General features: G+C 72.8%; 16 protein-coding genes and 1 pseudogene. 7 read left to right on the top strand and 10 right to left on the bottom strand.

Annotated features, from left to right (window positions below; translation table 11 throughout):
- Nucleotides 1-193: 193 nt before the first annotated feature.
- Both AB0O28_RS11725 and AB0O28_RS11720 read left to right on the top strand, forming a co-directional pair.
- Complete coding sequence (locus AB0O28_RS11725) at nucleotides 194-709, top strand: sigma factor (RefSeq protein ID WP_363638998.1); 516 nt, start codon at nucleotides 194-196, stop codon at nucleotides 707-709.
- Nucleotides 612-1,394: pseudogene (locus tag AB0O28_RS11720) on the top strand (hypothetical protein); the annotation flags it as partial. The gene AB0O28_RS11725 and the pseudogene AB0O28_RS11720, both read left to right, overlap by 98 nt.
- Nucleotides 1,395-1,405: 11 nt before the next feature.
- Here AB0O28_RS11720 and AB0O28_RS11715 read toward each other — a convergent pair.
- Genes AB0O28_RS11715 through AB0O28_RS11705 form a run of 3 tightly spaced genes read right to left on the bottom strand, consistent with a single transcriptional unit; the run spans nucleotide 1,406 to nucleotide 5,189 of the window.
- Entirely contained in the window at nucleotides 1,406-2,836 is a 1,431-nt protein-coding gene (locus AB0O28_RS11715; protein ID WP_363638996.1) for a HAMP domain-containing sensor histidine kinase, read from the bottom strand.
- Nucleotides 2,833-3,552 carry a response regulator transcription factor gene (locus AB0O28_RS11710; RefSeq protein ID WP_363638994.1) on the bottom strand — a complete coding sequence of 240 codons (720 nt, stop codon included), beginning with the start codon at nucleotides 3,550-3,552 and terminating at the stop codon, nucleotides 2,833-2,835. The genes AB0O28_RS11715 and AB0O28_RS11710 overlap by 4 nt, the downstream gene beginning before the upstream one ends.
- 20 nt (nucleotides 3,553-3,572) lie before the next feature.
- Nucleotides 3,573-5,189, bottom strand: a complete 1,617-nt coding sequence (locus tag AB0O28_RS11705) for an NAD(P)/FAD-dependent oxidoreductase (RefSeq protein WP_363638992.1) — start codon at nucleotides 5,187-5,189, stop codon at nucleotides 3,573-3,575.
- A 408-nt stretch (nucleotides 5,190-5,597) separates the two neighbouring features.
- On the opposite strand from AB0O28_RS11705, the gene AB0O28_RS11700 reads away from it, so the two are divergent.
- The 3 genes from AB0O28_RS11700 to AB0O28_RS11690 are packed head-to-tail and all read left to right on the top strand — an operon-like array spanning nucleotide 5,598 to nucleotide 9,602.
- Entirely contained in the window at nucleotides 5,598-6,500 is a 903-nt protein-coding gene (locus tag AB0O28_RS11700) for a pseudouridine-5'-phosphate glycosidase (protein WP_363638990.1), read from the top strand.
- Nucleotides 6,497-7,435 (top strand): sugar kinase, encoded by a 939-nt coding sequence (locus AB0O28_RS11695; RefSeq protein WP_363638988.1) that lies wholly within the window; start codon nucleotides 6,497-6,499, stop codon nucleotides 7,433-7,435. Before AB0O28_RS11700 ends, AB0O28_RS11695 begins: the two co-directional genes overlap by 4 nt.
- Before the next feature lie 37 nt (nucleotides 7,436-7,472).
- A complete protein-coding gene (locus AB0O28_RS11690) occupies nucleotides 7,473-9,602 on the top strand; it encodes a hypothetical protein (RefSeq protein WP_363638986.1) in 2,130 nt (709 codons plus the stop codon).
- 167 nt (nucleotides 9,603-9,769) lie between these two features.
- Here AB0O28_RS11690 and AB0O28_RS11685 read toward each other — a convergent pair whose 3' ends face one another.
- Both AB0O28_RS11685 and AB0O28_RS11680 read right to left on the bottom strand, forming a co-directional pair.
- Nucleotides 9,770-10,213, bottom strand: a complete 444-nt coding sequence (locus AB0O28_RS11685; protein ID WP_363638984.1) for a GNAT family N-acetyltransferase — start codon at nucleotides 10,211-10,213, stop codon at nucleotides 9,770-9,772.
- A gap of 10 nt (nucleotides 10,214-10,223) precedes the next feature.
- Entirely contained in the window at nucleotides 10,224-10,943 is a 720-nt protein-coding gene (locus tag AB0O28_RS11680) for a cation:dicarboxylase symporter family transporter (RefSeq protein ID WP_363639169.1), read from the bottom strand.
- A gap of 310 nt (nucleotides 10,944-11,253) precedes the next feature.
- On the opposite strand from AB0O28_RS11680, the gene AB0O28_RS11675 reads away from it, so the two are divergent.
- Nucleotides 11,254-11,700 (top strand): hypothetical protein, encoded by a 447-nt coding sequence (locus AB0O28_RS11675; protein WP_363638982.1) that lies wholly within the window; start codon nucleotides 11,254-11,256, stop codon nucleotides 11,698-11,700.
- Between the two features lie 188 nt (nucleotides 11,701-11,888).
- On the opposite strand, the gene AB0O28_RS11670 is transcribed toward AB0O28_RS11675, so the two are convergent.
- From AB0O28_RS11670 to AB0O28_RS11650, 5 genes are all read right to left on the bottom strand, one after another.
- Nucleotides 11,889-12,500: a histidine phosphatase family protein gene (locus AB0O28_RS11670; protein WP_363638980.1), complete on the bottom strand. Its 612-nt coding sequence runs from the start codon at nucleotides 12,498-12,500 to the stop codon at nucleotides 11,889-11,891.
- Nucleotides 12,501-12,581: 81 nt separating this feature from the next.
- Nucleotides 12,582-13,730: an acyl-CoA dehydrogenase family protein gene (locus tag AB0O28_RS11665; protein WP_363638978.1), complete on the bottom strand. Its 1,149-nt coding sequence runs from the start codon at nucleotides 13,728-13,730 to the stop codon at nucleotides 12,582-12,584.
- Nucleotides 13,731-14,624 carry a hydroxymethylglutaryl-CoA lyase gene (locus AB0O28_RS11660; RefSeq protein WP_363638976.1) on the bottom strand — a complete coding sequence of 298 codons (894 nt, stop codon included), beginning with the start codon at nucleotides 14,622-14,624 and terminating at the stop codon, nucleotides 13,731-13,733.
- On the bottom strand, nucleotides 14,615-16,564 hold the full coding sequence (locus AB0O28_RS11655; protein ID WP_363638974.1) for a biotin carboxylase N-terminal domain-containing protein: 1,950 nt from the start codon (nucleotides 16,562-16,564) through the stop codon (nucleotides 14,615-14,617). The genes AB0O28_RS11660 and AB0O28_RS11655 overlap by 10 nt, the downstream gene beginning before the upstream one ends.
- 13 nt (nucleotides 16,565-16,577) lie before the next feature.
- On the bottom strand, nucleotides 16,578-18,152 hold the full coding sequence (locus tag AB0O28_RS11650; RefSeq protein WP_363638972.1) for a carboxyl transferase domain-containing protein: 1,575 nt from the start codon (nucleotides 18,150-18,152) through the stop codon (nucleotides 16,578-16,580).
- A gap of 46 nt (nucleotides 18,153-18,198) precedes the next feature.
- On the opposite strand from AB0O28_RS11650, the gene AB0O28_RS11645 reads away from it, so the two are divergent.
- Entirely contained in the window at nucleotides 18,199-18,789 is a 591-nt protein-coding gene (locus tag AB0O28_RS11645; RefSeq protein ID WP_363638970.1) for a TetR/AcrR family transcriptional regulator, read from the top strand.

Here is an 18,789-nt window from a genome sequence, read left to right as displayed (position 1 = left end):
CGTTAACCCGCCCACACTAGTGCAGCACTGCCGTTCGAAACTCCCACGGCACACCGCCGCGTGTGTCGGCGGGGGCCGTCCGCCCGGCCGCACCGGGACTCCTGGCGGGGCACCGCCGGAATTCAGGGGAAGGCGACGGCGGTCTCCGGACAACAACAGGTGACCGATGACCCGCCGACCACAAGGTCTTCGAATGAATGAGCCATACCTGGCCGCTTCCCCCGGCGTCGCACCACCGCCGCAGGACGACGCTGCCGTGATCGAGCGGTCCTGGGACGAGCCCGAGCGTTTCGGCGCCGTCTTCGACGCGCACTACGCGGAGATCCATCGGTACGCCTCCCGCCGGCTCGGCCGGCACGCCGCCGACGACGTCTCCGCGGAGACGTTCGCCCTCGCCTTCCGTCAGCGTCGCCGCTACGACCTGAGCCGCCGCAGCGCCCGCCCCTGGCTCTACGGGATCGCGACCAATCTCATCAGCCGGCACCGCCGGGACGAGGTGCGCCTCCTTCAGGCCGTGGGCCGGCTGCGGCCCGAGGCGGAGCCGGCCCTGGGCCACGCGGCAGGGCCGCTACTGGTACACCCACCAGCGCACCGCCTTCGCGGCGCTCGCGCTCGGCGGGACCGGCGGGTACGTAGTGGAGGAGCGCGACGAGACCTTCGCGTGGACGGGACGCGAACCCGGCGACGGCAAGTCCTTCTATGGTCGTGACTTCGCGGGCGGGCCCCAGACCGGCGCCGACGCCGACGCCTGGCGGGCGGCGGGTTCCCCTCGGAGCTGGACGGTTCGCAGCCGGACCGGGCGCTCGTCGGGGGTGAGCAGGACCGTCGGGACGACGCCGGGTCCCTGGCAGGCGGACGATCCGGGCATTCCGGGCGGCGGCACGTTCGACGTCGGCGGCGTCGGCCACCTCACCTACGAGGAGCTCCAGGAATGGCCCACCGATCCCGCGGATCTGCGCACGCTCCTGTGCGAGGGCCCGATCAAGCTCGCCGACGGGCGGTCCGGAGCGCCGAAGCACTGCGAGGACGCCAAACGCATGCTCGATCAGGTCTTCTCCGTGCTCGCCGGCACGCCCGTGCCGCCCAAGGTCCGGGCCGGCCTCATGCGCCTGATCACCGACTATCCCGGCGTGCAGCGGCTGGGCGCCGTCACGGATCCGCTCGGGCGCACCGCCGTCGCCCTCGCGGCCCCGTTCGAGAGCGCGGACGGCCGCGGCAGAATCCAGGAGCAGGTGCTCTTCGACCGGCGGACCGGCGAGCTCCTGGGGAGCCGTGACATCCAGCTCGAACCCGGCCCCGACAGCGAGAAGTGGCAGGTTCCCGGCAGGACGCTGGACTACTGGCTGGTCGTGGACTCGGGCTGGACCGACACCGAGCCCACCCTTCCCCGCTAGGGCCGGACGGGTCAGGCCGTGGGCGGGCCGCCGGGGAGTTCGACCGTGGCGAGCGTTCCTCCGCCGGGGGCGTTCTCGAGCGTGACCCGTCCCCCGGCGTCACGTACGGCCTGCGCCACGATCGCCAGGCCGAGGCCGGAGCCGGGCAGGCCGCGCGCCGACGGCGAGCGCCAGAACCGCTCGTAGACGTGCGGCAGTTCGTCGGCGGGGATGCCCGGGCCCTCGTCGCGCACGGTCAGCACACCGCCCCTGAGCCGCACCGTCACCAGGCCGCCGGGCGGGCTGAACTTCACGGCGTTGTCGAGCACGTTCACCGCGGCCCGCTGCAGGCCGCGGGCGTCGCCGTGGACCTGCCACGGCTCCAGGCCGACGTCGAAGCGCAGCCCCGGACCCCGCCGCCTGGCCCGCTCGACCGCCGACGCCACCACCTCGTGCAGGTCGATGCCGGACGACAGCTCGCCGCTTTCCGCCTTCCTCGACAGCTCCAGCAGGTCGCCGATGAGGCTCGACATCTCCTCGAACTGCTCCTTGACGCTGGTCAGCAGGCGCCGTTTGGCCGAGGGCTCGATGGCGCGGCCGGTGTTCTCGCTGCGCAGCAGCAGGTCGATGTTGGTGCGCAGGCTGGTCAGCGGGGTGCGCAGCTCGTGCCCGGCGTCGGCCACGAGCCGCCGCTGGCGCTCCCGCGAGCTCGACAGGGCGGCGGTCATGGTGTTGAACGACCGGCTGAGACGGGCGATCTCGTCCTCCCCCTCGACCGGGATCGTCACGCTCAGGTCCTCCGTCCTGGCGACATGCTCGACCGCGCCGGTCAGCCGCTGGACGGGGCGCAGGGCCGTACGGGCCAGCCAGAGGCCGGCCACGGCGGCGCCGAGCACGCCGAGCACGCAGACGGAGCCGAAGACCAGCGCGAGGATGCGGAGCGTCTGGTCCATCTCGGCGGTGGAGCGGAACACGCTGACCGTCACCGGTCCCTGCGGCAGGGGCGGCTCCTCGAACTGCCCGGCGTCCCTCGGCGGGCCGCCCAGTCGCGGCGTGTACCGGAAGGTGTAGACGAGCACGGAGGTGCCGTCGGTGGTCACCGCGTCGCGCAGCACCGGCGTGCCGCCGGAGGCGGCCATCGCCCGCTCCCCCGCGGTCGGCGTCACCAGGGCCAACCCGGACGCGACGCACACCGAGCCGTCCGCCAGGATGACCTGCCAGCTGCGTCCGGAGGGGTCCCAGTCGGGCCGCGGGCCCGCCTTGCGCCCCTGACCCGCGCAGTCCCGCAGCGCGAACCCGACCTGTTGCGCCGGCGGCTGAAGACGCGTGATCGAGTCGACGATCTGACCGCGCATCTCGGCGCGGACGAGCAGCCAGCAGACCGCCGCCGCCACCGCGACGGCCAGGGCGACCGCCGCCGCGATCAGCAGCGTGAGCCGCGACCGGAGCGAACGCCGTCTCACGGCGACGACCGCAGCACGTAGCCCACGCCGCGCACGGTGTGGATCAGGCGGGGTAGCCCGCCCGCCTCGGTCTTGCGCCGCAGGTACATCACATACACGTCGAGCGAGTTCGACGACGGCTCGAAGTCGAAGCCCCACACCTCCCGCAGGATCTGCTCGCGGGTGAGCACCTGCCGGGGGTGGGTGAGGAACAGTTCGAGCAGCAGGTGCTCGGTGCGGGTGAGGTCGAGCCTGCGGCCGGCCCGGGTGACCTCCCAGCTCACGGTGTCCATGCGCAGGTCGCCGAAGGCGAGGACGTCGCCGTCGCTCTCGTTCTGCGCGTACCGTCCGCCGCGCCGCAGCAGCGCCCGCACCCGGGCGAGCAGCTCGTCGAGCTCGAACGGCTTGACCAGGTAGTCGTCCGCTCCGGCGTCCAGGCCGGAGACGCGGTCGCCGACGGCGTCCCGCGCGGTCAGCATGAGCACCGGGACCCGGTTGCCGGACGCGCGCAATCTGCGGCAGGCCGTCAGCCCGTCGAGCCGGGGCATCATGACGTCGAGGAGCATCGCGTCGTAGGGCCCGCCGTTCTGCGCGGCCCGATCGAGGAGGTCGAGCGCGGTGAGCCCGTCGGCGGCGGTCTCCACCCCGTAACCCTCGAACTCCAGACTGCTGCGCAACGCCTCCCTGAGAGCCGGCTCGTCGTCCACTACCAGCAGTTTCGCCGATTCCTCACGCACCGGCACAAGCTACCCGAGGGTCATGAGAGCCGCCTTAACACCGCCATCGCGGCGTTGTGGCCGGGGATGCCGCTGACGCCGCCGCCGCGCTTCGCGCCCGCGCCGCACAGCAGCACCCGCGGGTGCGCCGTCTCGACGCCCCACTGCCCGTGGTCGCCCTCCTCGCCGTACGGCCAGGACAGGTCGTGGTGGAAGATGTGGCCGCCGGGCAGGCCGGCGTCCCGCTCCAGGTCGAGGGGGGTCTTGACCTCCAGGCAGGGCTCGCCGGAAGGCGCGCGCAGCAGGCAGCCCTCGATGGGCTCGGCGAGCACCGCGTCGATCGAGGCGAGCGTGCGGGCCAGCGCCTCCCGCTTGGCCGCCGGGTCGGCGAACAGGCGCGCGGGCATGTGCAGCCCGAACAACGTCATCGTGTGCGCCCCCGCCTCCCGCAACCGGGGGCCGAGGATCGAGGGGTCGGTGAGCGAGTGGCAGTAGACCTCGGCGGGCGGCAGGTCCGGCACCTGCCCCGCGGCCGCCTGCGCGTACGCCGTCGCCAGCTGGTCGCGGCTCTCGTTGATGTGGAAGGTGCCGCTGAACGCCTCGGCGGGGTCGACGGCGGGATCCCTCAGCCGGGGCAGCCGCGACAGCACCATGTTGATCTTGAGCTGGGCGCCCTCCGGCGCCTCGGGCGTCTCCCCGAGCAGCCGGGCGAGCACGGCGGGCGGCAGGTTGGCCAGCACCTTGCCAGCGGTCACCGCGTGCTGTTCGCCGTCGTCGAACGTGACCTCTCCCGTGTCCGGATCGATCGCCAGCACCTCGGCACCCGTGCGGATCTCGGCCCCGTTCCGCCGTGCGACCTCGGCGAGCTCGGCGGTCACCGCGCCCATGCCGCCGACCGGCACGTTCCAGTCGCCCGTGCCGTCGCCGATCACGTGATAGAGGAAGCACCGGTTGGCCAGCAGGTCGGTGGCCGGATCGGCGAAGGTGCCGATCAGGGCGTCGGTGAGGACGACCCCGCGCACCGTGTCGTCGGCGAACCGCTCGTCCACTACCGCGCCGATGGGCCGTTCGAACAGGTCGCGCCACGCCTCGTCGTCCCCCACGACCTCCCGCAGGGCCGTACGGCCGCGCAGCGGTTCGAGCAGCGTCGGCGCGACCCGCCGGGCCACGTGGGCCGTCATCCCGTAAAACCGCTCCCAGGCCGCCAGGTCGTGCCGTCCCCCGGTCACCGCCTCGAAGGATGCGGCCGTGCGCGCGGCGTCCTCGTTGTCCACGAGCAGGCCGGTGTCGCCGGCCGGGGTGTAGGAGGCGAAGCGGCGGCGGCGCAGGTCGAGGCGCATCCCGAGATCCTTCACGATCTTCGTGGGCAGCAGGCTGACCAGGTAGGAGTAGCGCGACAGCCGCGCGTCCACGCCGGGGAACGCGAGGGCCGACACCGCGAGGCCGCCCACGTGGCCGAGGCGTTCCAGGACCAGCACGCCGCGTCCGGCCCGGGCGAGGTACGCCGCGGCGACGAGGCCGTTGTGCCCGGCGCCGGCGATGACGACGTCGTAGTGCGAGCGTGGCATGAAGCGTTCTCCCGGGTCGTACGTGGCTCGGTGCCGCGCGGTGGCCGACCGGTCGAACGCGGGCCGGATGCGCATCGCGACGGCGGGCATGGGAGGGTCTCGGAGGAGGGAGCGGGAGGAGGCGACATCGGGCGAGCCTGAGCGGACGCCCGCAACTTATCGCAAAACCGTCCGCGATACCCGGGCAGAATATGCCGAAGCGGACAATCTTCCGCTGGAGTGAGAAGTAAACCGAGCGATCCGGAGGGGCGCGCCGCCGATCTGGACTGAGGAGCGCGCGGGAGCGAAGCGACCAAGCGCGACGAGGGAAGATGGCGGATGTGAGCGCCCCGATGGTGAGCGGGAAACACGAGCGATCCGGAGGGGGCACCGCCGGTCTGGGCTGGGGAGCGCATGGGAGCGAAGCGACCAGGCGCGACGAGGGAGGCGTTCATCGCGCGCCTCCGGCACGGACAGGCGGACGTGAGGCCCCGATGGTGAGCGTGAAACAGGAGAGACATGCGCGTTTCCGATGAGGTCGCCGAGGCGCTGGCCACCGGCCGTCCGGTCGTCGCCCTGGAGTCCACCATCATCTCTCACGGGCTTCCCCAGCCCCGCAACCTTCAGGTCGCCCTCGAACTGGAGGACATCGTCCGGCAGGCGGGGGCCGTGCCGGCGACGGTGGCGGTGCTGGACGGGATCCCCCGGGTGGGCCTGGACAAGGACGGGCTGGAGCGGATCGCGACCGAGCCGGGCCTGCGCAAGCTCGGCTTCCGCGACCTCGCCCCGGCCGCCGCGCTCGGGCTGAGCGGCGCCACGACCGTCTCCGGCACCTCGTTCCTGGCCGCTCGCGCGGGCGTGCGGGTGTTCGCCACCGGGGGTCTCGGCGGCGTCCACCGCGGCTGGACCTCGGTGCAGGACGAGTCGGCCGACATCGACACGCTCAGCCGCACCAGGATCACGGTCGTGTGCGCCGGGGTGAAGTCGATCCTCGACGTGCCCGCGACGCTCCAGCGGCTGGAGACCAAGCAGGTCACCGTGGTGGGCTACCGGACCGACGAGTTCCCCGGCTTCTACCTGCACAGCTCGGGCGAGCCGGTCGACTGGCGCATCGAGACGCCGCAGGAGGCCGCCGGCATCATGCGGGCCCAGGACGCGCTGGCGGGGCTGGAGACCGCGCTGATCGTGGCCAACCCGGTCCCCGCCGACCTCCAGCTCGATCCCGGCCTGCACGACCGGGTCCTCGCCGAGGGCCTGCGCACCGCCGAGGAGCGCGGGGTGACCGGGCAGGCCATCACCCCGTTCCTGCTGGAGTATCTCGTCGAGGGCACGGGCGGCGCGTCTTTGGAGGCCAACCTCGCGGCCGTACGCGGCAACACGCGCCTGGCCGGGGAGATAGCGGCCGCGTGGGCGGCCGGGTGAGCGCTCTGCTGGTGATCGGCGACGTGGTCACCGACGTCGTCGCTCTGCACGACGGCCCCACGGCCACCGGCACCGACACGCCCGCCGACATCGTGGTGCGGCCGGGCGGCTCGGGGGCGAACACCGCCTCCTGGGCCGCCCGGCTCGGCGCCGGCACCCGCCTGCTGGCGAGGGCCGGGTACGACACCGGCGAGTGGCACGCGGCCGAGCTGGCCAAGGCCGGGGTCGAGCCGCACCTGCGGATCGACCCGGACAGGCCCTCGGCCGTCGTCATCGCGATGGTCGACGCCACCGGGGAGCGGTCGATGCTCACCAACCGCGGGGCGAGCGGCCACATCGGGGTCGGCGACTGGGCGCCCGAGCTCCTCGACGGGGTCGGGCACCTGCACCTGTCGGCGTACACGATGTTCGCCGAGCCGGGCCTGGAGCTCGCGCGGCTGGCGATGCGGGAGGCCGCCAGCCGGGGGATTTCCGTCAGCGTCGACCCGGCCTCGTGCGGGCCTCTGCGCGCGTTCGGCCCCGAGCGGTTCCTTCGTGAGACAGCCCCGGCGCGCGTCGTGATTCCCAACCTGGAGGAGGCGCTGCTGCTCACCGGCGCCCCGGATGCCGAGGCGGCGGCCCGCACGCTCAGCGCCCACTACGGCACGGCGGTGGTCAAGCGGGGAGCCGGTGGTGCCGTGCTGGCCCGCGGGGGCCGTATAGTCGCCAGAGCGGCCGCGCGCCCGGCGGAGGTGGTCGACTCGACGGGCGCGGGAGACGCGTTCGCCGCAGGATTCCTGGTCGCGACGATGGCCGGGATCGCCCCCGAGGAAGCTCTGCGCAAGGGCTGTGAGGCGGGGGCGGCGGCGGTCGCCCAGGTCGGCGGCCGGCCGGATCCTGGGAACTTTACCCTATTGACACCAATTGCTGGTTTGCGGCGTAAGCTGCACCATTAGCAACATGCGTCACTCTCGGGAGGGTGCGGTCATACCGATGGACGCCGAGTCAACGATCTGCCTGAGCGACCTGGTCCCGGCCCTGCGCTGGAGCCGTCCTCAGCAGGTGGCCGAGATGCTGGCCGACCCGCGCCTGCCCGGCGGCTGGTGGGCATCCGTCGGGATCGGGCGCGCGATGCGGGCGACCGGTGTTGACTGGCTCTGCGAGCGGCTCGCCCGGCTGGCCGTCGGCCGCTGGGACCACCTGCCCCTCACCGACCTGCTTCCGGCGCTCCAGGTGCACACCGTGGATCCCGCCATGCCCGGCTGGCCCGACCCGGTCCGCAGCGTGGTCAACCACCTAGGCGGGTGGTACCGGCTGCGCCGCCTGACCCCGTGCGACCTCCAGGCCCCGGCCGCTCCCGCCTCGCCCGAGGTGCTTTTGACCACGGTGTTCAGGGAGGTGTTCGGACGCCTGCAGAGCGAGCTGGCGTCCGGGCAGCCCGCGCAGGCGCTCGCGAAGGGTCCGGCCACCGCCCAGGCACAGCCCCAGGCGCCCGTACAGCCACAGCCCCAGGCACAGCCGCAGGTGCCTGCCGGTCCCGCCTCCGGGCCGTTCCCGCAGACCGCCCCCGGGACCCCGGCACAGCCGGCCCCGCAGGCCGGGACCCCCTCCCAGCCCTTCCCCCAGATTCCCCCGGGACCGGTCTCCCAGCCGTTCCCGCAGACCGCCCCCGGGACCCCGGCACAGCCGGCCCCGCAGGCCGGGACCCCCTCCCAGCCCTTCCCCCAGGCCGCCCCCGGGACCCCGGCACAGCCGCTCACCCGGCCGGCCGCCCCCGTGCCCGCGCCGGGACAGGACGCCCAGACGCCGGCCCAGCAGGGCGCACCGGCGCCCGCCGCCCCGGCGCCTCTCGCGGAGCCGGTCAAGCCCGCCACCCAGCCCTTCGCCCGGCAGTCCGGGGCCCCGCTCCCGCAGCCCGCGGCCTCGCCCGCCCAGCCGGCGGCCGAGGCGGCGCAGGAGCGGCAGCCCGCCGACCTCAGCGCGCACCCGATGGTCGTGGTCATCGAAGGCCTGTTCCGCGACTGGGACCCGCTCGCCAGGGCCGTCGCGGCCGAGCGGCTGTTCGCCGCCGAACCGGTGAGCCTGCGCACGCTGGCCCACAACCTCAACGTGGACCGTGAACTCCTCTCCCAGGCCCAGCGCACGGCGGAGGAGCGAGTGCTGCTGTGGCTGCGCTCCCCCGACTCCGCGCCGCTCACCGGCCATCTGTTCGGGCTCACCGAGTGGCTGGGCGCCGCCGCCACCCAGGAGCAGCTCATCGCCGCCGACCCATCCCACCCCGTCGAGGTCCCGGCGCTCGGCACACCGCTGTGGCGCGTGCTGGTCACGCTGATGCCCGACCGCCGTCTTCAGGACGGCTGGCTCGTGGTGGGCGACCTGGCGGGGCTGCGAGACAAGACGCGGCAGCTGCTGGCGAACAAGCCCGCGGACGCCGACGTCGTGGAGCTCCTCGGCCAGCTCGGCATCCGCGCCCACTCCGCCAAGGCGTGGCTGGACTCGATGCCGAAGGCGAGCGCCCCGTCCGAGCCCGGCCCCCTGCCCACCCGCAACGGGCCCGAGCAGGCCGCCAAGCCCACACCGCTGCCCCGCCGTACGCCGGGTGCCAACGGGCACCATCACGGCCGCGGCGGGATCCCGGTCCCCGTGCAGGCCAACAACGGGCCCGACGCCGCCACCGCGCTCGCCGCGCTCAACGCGCTGACGAACGGCAACCTGGGCGGCAACCTGAACGGAAACGGGCATGGAAACGGGCACGGAAACGGAAACGGGAACCTGCCGGGCGGCGTGCCCCGGCCCCATCTGGTGCCCAACCCCCGCACAACGTCCAGCCCGGCCTCCGACCCGCGACGGTGGCAGCGGATCGACGTCACCAGCGGTCATCTGCGCGGCGAGCCGGTGGCGGTCCCCGAGGGGTACGCCGCACAGCTCGGCATGCGACCGGGGACGCTGCTGTCGGTCACCGGCCCCGGGGACAACGCGGTCGTCCTGGTGTGGCGTGACCGGCAGCCGGTGTTCGACTCGCTCCAGCCGGTCCTCATGCGGCTGAACGCGCGGCCCGGCGACTCGGTCTACGTGACCGTGGACGGATACCGCCTGGACGCCCAGCTCACCTCTGCCGTCTGACCGTCCGCGCGTGGCGTACGGCGACGCGCGGCATTCCCCGGCGGGGCCGGGTCACGCCCACTGCCCGGTCCACGCGATGACGAGCGTGATTCACGCGTGCGAGTCTCCGGAGGACCGGTGGGTGATCGACGTACGGCGGCCGGGCCTCGTGAGCGCGGCCACCGCGCTCACATCTTCGGTCTGAGCATCTTGCGGTAGTAGGTGGCCGACACCTCGTAGCCGAGGGCGCCGTAGAACTCGGCGGCCCGCCGGGTCGCCAGCGCGACGTAGCCGGCCTGCCGTGAGCGCGCCCACGTCTCGAACTCCTCGAGCAGCCTGCGCCCGATGCCGTGGCGGCGGTAGGCGCTTTCGATCATCGCCTCCTCCACCCACGCGACCCTGCCGTTGGCGAACAGCGTGAGGTGGGTGAAGCCCAGCAGGTAGCCGCGTACGGTCCCGTCGACGGTAGCGACGATGAGGAAGGCGTCCTCGTTCTCCAGCAGTTGCGGCAGCGCCGCGTCGAACGGCGCGCGCTCGGGCCGGAACGTCACCGCGAACTCGCGGGCGAGCGCGAAGATCTCGTCCGCGTCGGTCTTCTCGGCCCTGCGGAGCTGGAGATCACCAGACGTCATGAAAGGGACTCTAGGAGTACCTGGGCACATACGTCCAATCCGGGGGGCGCCCGGCGGTTCTCACGCTGAGGCGGCGAAGGCCAGCCGGGCGTGCCGCACGAGCTCGCGTACGGCGGGGCCCTGCCCGCCGCGCCACACCAGGGCGAGCAGGGCCGCCCCCGCCCGCAGCGCGATCACCGGCTGGACACCGCAAGGGCCAGGTCGAGGGCGCCTCGGGGGCCGGGGCGGCGCTCGCGTCGTCCACGAACGTCGCCTCGTCGAAGGGGGCCCGGCCGGCCAGCACCTCCTCCGCACGCGAGCGGTCGAAGTCTCCCACCCACGTGCCGATCAGGACGGTGGCGACCGCGTTCCCCGCGAAGTTGGTCAGCGCCCGGGCCTCCGACATGAACCGGTCGATCCCCACGATCAGGCCGACCCCGTCAACGAGGGCCGGCCGGTGCGCCTGCAGGCCCGCCGCAAGCGTGGCGAGGCCCGCGCCGGTGACGCCCGCCGCCCCCTCGGAGGCGATGACCATGAAGACCAGCAGGCCGATCTGCTCCCCCATGCCGCGCGGGAAACCGGTCGCCCGCGCCACGAACAGCGTCGCCATGGTCAGGTAGGTGGCGGTGCCGTCGAGGTTGAAGGAGTACCCGGTCGGGACCGTGATGCCGGCCACCGTGCGGCTCACCCCTAGGTGCTCCATCTTGGCCATCAGGCCCGGCAGGGCCGACTCCGACGAGGAGGTCGACAGGATGAGCAGGAACTCCCAGCCGAGGTAACGCAGCAGCGACAGCAGGTTGATCCGCGCGCCCAGCTACCTCTGGCCGCCTGATCCTCCGCGGCCTTGCGCAGCTCGTCGGTCAGCTGGAGCCCCTCGCCGGGATACAGCAGGTTGCCCACGAGCACTGTCACGTCCATTTCGATCACTGCCGTTGAGGGGAAAGCGGGACGGCGCCGGGCACGTTCAGGCCGCTGCCGCCAACCGGCGAGGCCAAACGGCTGTAAGCCGCACGCAAGGATCATGCAAGAAGATGTCAACCTATCGCCCTATCTTTCTGCTCATGAGAAAGATGACCCGAGCCTCCGGTCTGGTATTTGCCGCGGCGGCCGCAGCACTCCTCGCGTCAGCCACTCCGGCCAACGCAATCGTCGACGGGTACACGCAGCACAGGTCGGATCCGGCCGTATGCACCAGCGGCAAAATCGGATCGAACAGGTCTTATACGCACTGCACATATACGCATTACTTCACCGTGTTCCGGTCGGGAGCCACTCCCTACGAGGCCGCACAGCAAATCAATCCAGAGCTGTCCAACCTCATTGGAGCCTTGGACGACGTGGACGGCTGCGGCGCAGCACTACTGACCAGCAGCAGCAAATTCCTGCATTTCCCTACAAACGCGGCGGCATCCGACGAATACCGGTGGTTCGAGGGCGATCCGGAATACGGAGTCGAGACGACAGCCAAAATCTCGCAGACCTGCATGTGGATCACCGAAGGCGCCTGAACGGACTCCATCACGACGGGTGGCGGCGCGTTCACCCCGCCGGGCAACGGTCCGGATCGCGTCGGCGGAGGCCCGCAGAAGGCGGTGACTCTCAGGATGACTCCGCATCGCGGGCGGCGATCGCGGCGGCGGCCAGGGCCGCGACTCCCGCGCTCATGAGCACGAGCCTCCGTCTCATGATCGAGACCCTATGCCTCACACCGCCCCGGCGGCAGCCGAGGAGCCGCGTCGCCGGGAGCGGAATCGATGGGCCCGCGCCGGCCGGTGGGCAGCGTGTAGTGCCAGCCCGGCTGCCAGGCGAAAGGGGCGTCCACCAGGTCGTCCAGGCGCGCGCCGGTCAGCAGGCAGTCGAGCGCCCACCTGTTGGCCGAGTGGGCGATGACGAGCACGCGGGCGCCGTCCCAGCCGGCGGCCAAATCGCGCAGGAAGCTCTCCGTGGCCTCGACCACCTGACGGTAGCTCTGGCCGCCGGGAAAGGGCACGTCGATGTGCGCGGCCCGCCTGGCGGCGACCGACGAGACCGGGCCGCCGTTGAGCGGGCCGTAGTCGCATTCGCGCAGCCGTGGGTCCTGGTGAATGGGGATCGCCGTGCCCTCGAACGCGATCCGGGCCGTCTCCACCGCCCGCTGCAGGTCGGAGACGAACACGGCCGCGAGGCCCGTGTTCCTGCGCCGCCCGCCGAGCTCGGCCGCCAGTCGCCGCCCTGTTCCGGAGAGCCTGCCCGGCAGCCACCCGGTGGCGATGCCGTTCTCGTTGTCCTCCGTGATCGAATGCGTCTCGTACACGATCTCGACCGCCATGCGGGTCCTCCGTCCCCTGGAGGTTCCCACAGTGCTCGACGCCTCGATACGAGGTCCGGAACTTCGCCGTCCGCTGAACCCTCAGGCGGGCAGGCCGAGTTCGCGGGCGATGAGCATGCGCTGCACCTCGCTGGTGCCCTCGCCGATCTCCAGGATCTTCGCGTCCCGGTAGAAGCGGCCGACGGGGAACTCGTTCATGAAGCCGTAGCCGCCGAAGATCTGCGTGGCGTCGCGGGCGTTGTCCATCGCGGCGTCGGACGACACGAGCTTGGCGATCGCGGCCTCCTTCTTGAACGGCAGGCCGGCCAGCATACGCTCGGCGGCGTGATAGTAGGCCAGCCGGGCCGTGTGCACCCTGGTTTCCATGTCGGCGATCTTGAACTGGATGGCCTGGTAGTGGCCGATCTCCTGGCCGAAGGCCCGGCGCTCCCGCACGTACCGCAGCGACTCGTCCACGCAGCCCTGGGCGAGGCCCACCGACAGCGCGGCGATGGCGACCCGGCCCTCGTCGAGCGTCTGGAGGAACTGCGCGTAGCCCCGGCCGCGCTCGCCCAGCAGGTTCTCCTCCGGCACCCGGCAGTCGGCGAACGCCAGCTCCCGCGTGTCGGAGGCCGACCAGCCGACCTTGGAGTACTTCCGCGACGCCGTGAAGCCGGGCGTCCCCGACGGCACGAGGATCGTGGAGATCTCCGGCCTGCCGTCCTCACGGTGGCCGGTGATCGCCGCCACCGCGACGACGCCGGTGATGTCGGTGCCCGAGTTGGTGATGAACGCCTTCGAGCCGTTGATCACCCATTCGCCGCCGTCGAGGACGGCCGTGGTGCGCATGCCGCCCGGCACGTCGGACCCGCCGCCGGGCTCGGTCAGGCCGAACGCCCCGAGCGTCTCCCCCGCCGCCATCCTCGGCAGCCACCGCTGCTTCTGCACGTCCGTGCCGAACCGCAGGATGGGCATCTCGCCCAGTGAGACCGCCGCCTCCAGGGTGATCGCCACCGAGGAGTCGACCCTGGCCAGCTCCTCCAGCGCCAGGCACAGCGCGAAGTAGTCGCCGCCCATGCCGCCGTACTCCTCCGGGATCGGCAGCCCGAACAGCCCCATCGCGCCCATCTTGCGGACGATGTCGTACGGGAACTCGCACCGCTCGTAGTAGTCCCCGATGACGGGGGCCACCACCTCGCGGGCGAACTCCTCGACCGACTTGCGCAGTTCGACGTGCTCGTCGTTGAGCATCTAGATCTCCTTGGCGAGAGCCTGGACGACGCGGGACGGGCTCGGCCGGCCCAGGATGCCGGCGAGCCAGAGGCTGGTGGCGGCCAGCGACCTGACATCCACCCCGGTCTCGACGCCGAGACCGTCGAGCATCCAGACCAGGTCCTCGGTCGCGAGGTTGCCGGTGGCGCTCTTGGCGTACGGGCAGCCGCCGATGCCGCCGGCGGAGGAGTCCACGACCGTGATCCCCCGCTTGATCGCGGTGAGCGTGTTGGCGAGGGCCTGGCCGTAGGTGTCGTGGAAGTGGACGGCCAGCCGGTCGGGCCCGACGCCGGCCTCGGCGAAGGCGTCGAGCAGCGTCTCGACGTGCCGGGGCGTGCCGACGCCGATCGTGTCGCCGAGCGACAGCTCGTAGCACCCGAGGTCGAGCAGCCTGCGGCCGACGCGGGCGACCTGCTCGGGCGCGACCGGTCCCTCCCAGGGGTCGGCGAAGCACATCGACACGTACGCCCTGACCCGCATGCCGTGGGCCAGGGCCCGCTCGACGACCGGGGCGAACATCTCGAACTGCGACTCGACGGTGCGGTTCAGGTTGCGCCGCGCGAACGAGTCGGTGGCGCTGCCGAAGATCGCGATATCGGCCACCCCCTGCTCCAGCGCCCGGTCGAGGCCCCGTTCGTTGGGGACGAGCACCGGATAGCGGACCCCGGGCACCCGGGGCAGGCTCTCCAGCAGCTCGCTCGCGTCCGCGAGCTGGGGCACCCACTTGGGGTGGACGAAACTCGTCGCCTCGATGGTCGTCAGCCCTGCCTCGGCCAGCCGTCCGATGAACTCGCGCTTGACCTCGACGGGCACGACGGCCGACTCGTTCTGCAGGCCGTCGCGCGGGCCCACCTCGTAGATCGTCACTCGCACGGCGTCACCCGCGCCAGGACCGCGTCCAGCTCCACCGTCTGCCCCGGCCGGGCCCGCAGCTCGGCGAGCACGCCGTCGGCCGGCGCCGTCAGGGTGTGTTCCATCTTCATCGCCTCCACGACGACCAGCGGCTGCCCGGCGCTGACCCGGTCGCCCTCGGCCGCCTTCACCAGGAGCACCGTCCCCGGCATAGGGCTGCGGACGACGCCGTCGCCGGCGAGCGCCCCTCCCGGCCGATCCTCCGGATCTCCGGGCTCGTGCCGGGTGACGGGCCAGGCGCGGCCGCCCTCGGCGAGCCACACCGTGTCGCGGTTCCGGGCCACCGCGTACTTGCGGGTGACGCCGCCGAGGGTGACCGCCGCCTCATCGGCGCCGGTCCACCGCATCAGCGCCCGGCCGAGTGAACGATCGTTAACTTCGATTTCCGCGTCGCCGGCCGCGCCCCGCACGCGTACGGGCACGCCGAGCCGGTGCACGGTCCAGGCGGGCTCCCCGACGCGCCAGCCGTCCGCCACGTCCCACGGATCGCCCGTCGTACGCCCGGAGACGTGGAATCCGGCGTGGAAGACGAGCGCGGCGGCGGCCAGCACCTCGTCGGGCACCTCGCCGCTCACCAGGTCGCCGAGCCGCCGCTCGACCAGCCCGGTGTCGAGCCGGCCGGCCGCGACGTCCGAATCGGCCAGCAGCGCGCGCAGGAACCCGATGTTGGTCGTGACCCCGAGGATCACGGTCGAGGCCAGCGCCCGGTCGAGGGCCGCGAGCGCGCCCGCCCGGTCGGGGGCCCAGGCCACCGCCTTGGCCAGCATGGGGTCGTAGTCGCTGCCCACGACCGTCCCGCCGGTCAGCCCGGAATCGAACCGCACGCCCTCGCCCGCGGGCTCGCGCAGGGCCAGGATCCGGCCGCCGGTCGGCAGGAAGCCGCGGGCGGGGTCCTCGGCGTAGACGCGGGCCTCGGCGGCGTGGCCGCGAAGGCGCACCTCGTCCTGCCGGAACGGCAGCGGCTCACCCGCGGCGATCCGCAGCTGCAGCTCGACCAGATCGAGCCCGGTGACCATCTCGGTGACCGGATGCTCGACCTGGAGCCGGGTGTTCATCTCCATGAAGAAGAACTCGCCCGGCCGGTCGCCGGGGACGATGAACTCGACCGTGCCGGCGCCGACGTACCCGACCGACCGGGCGGCCTCCACCGCCGCCGCGCCCATGCGGGCCCGCGTCTCGCCGTCGAGCAGCGGCGAGGGCGCCTCCTCGACGATCTTCTGGTGGCGCCGCTGGAGGCTGCACTCGCGCTCAGCGAGGTGGACGACGTCGCCGTGGCCGTCGGCCATGACCTGGATCTCGATGTGCCGGGGCCGGTCGACGAACCGCTCGATCAGCAGGGTGCCGTCCCCGAAGGCCGCCGTCGCCGTACGGCGGGCCGACTCGACGGCCGCGGCCAGGCCGTCGGCGGACTCGACCCGCAGCATGCCCTTGCCGCCCCCGCCCGCGGACGGCTTGATCAACACGGGGTAGCCGATGCGCTCGGCGGCCTCGGCCAGGTCGTCGTGCGGCTCCGCGCCGCCGGGCACGACCGGCACGCCCGCGCGGGCGACCGTCTCCTTGGCCCGGATCTTGTCGCCCATGGCCTCGATGGCCGCGGCCGGCGGGCCGACGAACACCAGGCCCTCGGCCGCGCAGCGCCGGGCGAACGCGGCGTTCTCGGAGAGGAAACCGTACCCGGGGTGAACGGCCTCGGCGCCGCTCACCCGGGCGGCCTCGATGACACCGTCGAGGTCGAGGTAGCCGCGCGGAAGCCGTACGGCGAGGTCGGCCTCGCGCACGTGACGGGCGTCGCGGTCGGCGTCGCTGTGCACGGCGACCGCGCGGATCCCCATCGCGCGCAGCGTGCGGATGATCCGGACGGCGATCTCGCCCCGGTTGGCGATCAGGACGCTGGAGAACATCACAAGGCCGACCTCACATCCGGAAGACGCCGTAGCCGACGGGTTCGAGGGGGGCGTTGGCGGCGGCGCCGAGCGCCAGGCCGAGGACGGTCCTGGTGTCCACCGGGTCGATCACCCCGTCGTCCCACAGGCGTGCGGTCGAATAGTAGGGATTGCCCTGGTGCTCGTACTGGGCCCGGATCTCGTCGGCGTCGGCGTCGCCGACCATGGTGAGCACGGTGGCCGCCTGTTCGCCGCCCATCACGGAGATGCGGGCGTTCGGCCACATCCACAGGAAGCGGGGCGAGTAGGCGCGGCCGGCCATCGCGTAGTTGCCCGCGCCGAACGAGCCGCCGATGATCACCGTGAACTTCGGCACCCGGGCGCAGGCGACCGCCGTCACCATCTTCGCGCCGTGCTTGGCGATGCCCCCGGCCTCGTACGCCTTGCCGACCATGAAGCCGCTGATGTTCTGCAGGAACACCAGCGGGATCGACCGCCGGTCGCACAGTTCGACGAAGTGGGCGCCCTTGAGCGCCGACTCGCCGAACAGGATGCCGTTGTTGGCCACGATCCCCACGGGGTGCCCGTGGATCCGGGCGAACCCGGTGACCAGGGTCGGGCCGTATTCCGCCTTGAACTCGAGGAACCGGCTGCCGTCGACCACCCGGGCGATCACCTCGCGCACGTCGTACGGCCGGCGGGTGTCCTGGGGGACGATGCCGTACAGGTCACGCGGGTCCCACAGCGGCGGCTCTGCCGGCGCGACGTCCCAGGGGCGGGGGCTCCTCGGGGCGAGCGTCGACACGATGTCCCGCACGATCTTCAGGGCGTGCGCGTCGTCCTCGGCGAGGTGGTCGGTGACGCCGCTGACGCGGGCGTGGACGTCGCCGCCGCCCAGCTCCTCGGCGGTGACGCTCTCGCCGGTCGCCGCCTTCACCAGCGGCGGCCCGCCCAGGAAGATCGTGCCCTGGTTGCGCACGATCACCGCCTCGTCGCTCATCGCCGGGACGTACGCGCCGCCCGCGGTGCAGGAGCCGAGCACGGCCGCGATCTGCGGGATGCCCCGCGCCGACATCGTGGCCTGGTTGTAGAAGATGCGGCCGAAGTGCTCCCGATCGGGGAAGACCTCGTCCTGCTTCGGCAGGAAGGCGCCGCCCGAGTCGACCAGGTACACGCACGGCAGGGTGTTGTGGAGGGCGACCTCCTGGGCGCGCAGGTGCTTCTTGACCGTGATCGGGTAGTACGTGCCGCCCTTGACGGTGGCGTCGTTGGCCACGATCACGACCTCGCGCCCGGCGACCCGTCCCACACCGGTGATGATCCCGGCGGCGGGGGCCTGGTCGTCGTACATGCCGGTGGCCGCGAGCGGGGACAGCTCCAGGAAGCGCCCGCCGGGGTCGAGGAGCGTGTCGACACGGTCCCTCGGCAGCAGCTTGCCGCGCTGGACGTGCCTGGCCCGGGCACGCTCGGGGCCGCCGCGCGCCGCCACCGCGAGCCGTTCCCGCAGGTCAGCGGAGAGATGCTCGTTGGCTTCCGCGTTGCGCTTGTACGGCTCGCCGCCCGGGTCGCACCGGCTCTCCAGCACCGGCCAGTCACTCGTGCTCATGCTCGGATGTTAATCATCGCTAACAGACTCCGTCTACCATGGTGCCGTGAAGACCGAGAGGACCGCGAAGTCCCCTACCCGCAATCGGCGGGCCGAGATCCTCGACGCGGCCGCGGACCTCTTCGCGGCGCGCGGCTTCCACGGCGTGTCCATCGAGGACATCGGCGCGGCCGTGGGCGTCTCGGGGCCGGCGCTGTATCGGCACTTCAGCGGCAAGGAGGCCCTGCTCACCGAGATGCTGCTCGACATCAGTGAGCGGCTGCGCGAGCAGGGGGCGCGGCTGGCCACCACCTCCGACCCGGACACGGCGGAGGCCGCGCTCGATGCGCTGCTGTCCGGGCACATCGAGTTCGCGCTGAATCACCCCGCGCTCATCCGCGTGCACGAGCGCGAGCTGGACAACGTGCCGGACCAGGCCCGCCGGGCCATCAGGCGGCTGCAGCGGCTGTACGTCGAGGAGTGGGTGACCGTGCTGTCCGAGCTGCACCCCGCGTGCCCGCCCGCGCGGCTGCGCGCCGCCACCCACGCGGTCTTCGGCCTGCTCAACTCCACCCCGCGCAGCGCAGGCGAGCTCGCCCCCGAGGCCATGGCCGACCTGCTGCGCACCATGGCCCGCGCCGCGTTGGCGCGGCTCTGA

The organism is Microbispora sp. NPDC088329 (genome assembly GCF_040685655.1).
Classification (GTDB): Bacteria; Actinomycetota; Actinomycetes; order Streptosporangiales; family Streptosporangiaceae; genus Microbispora.
Note: the sequence above shows the minus strand (reverse complement) of the source record. Positions and strands in the feature narration are given on the sequence as shown.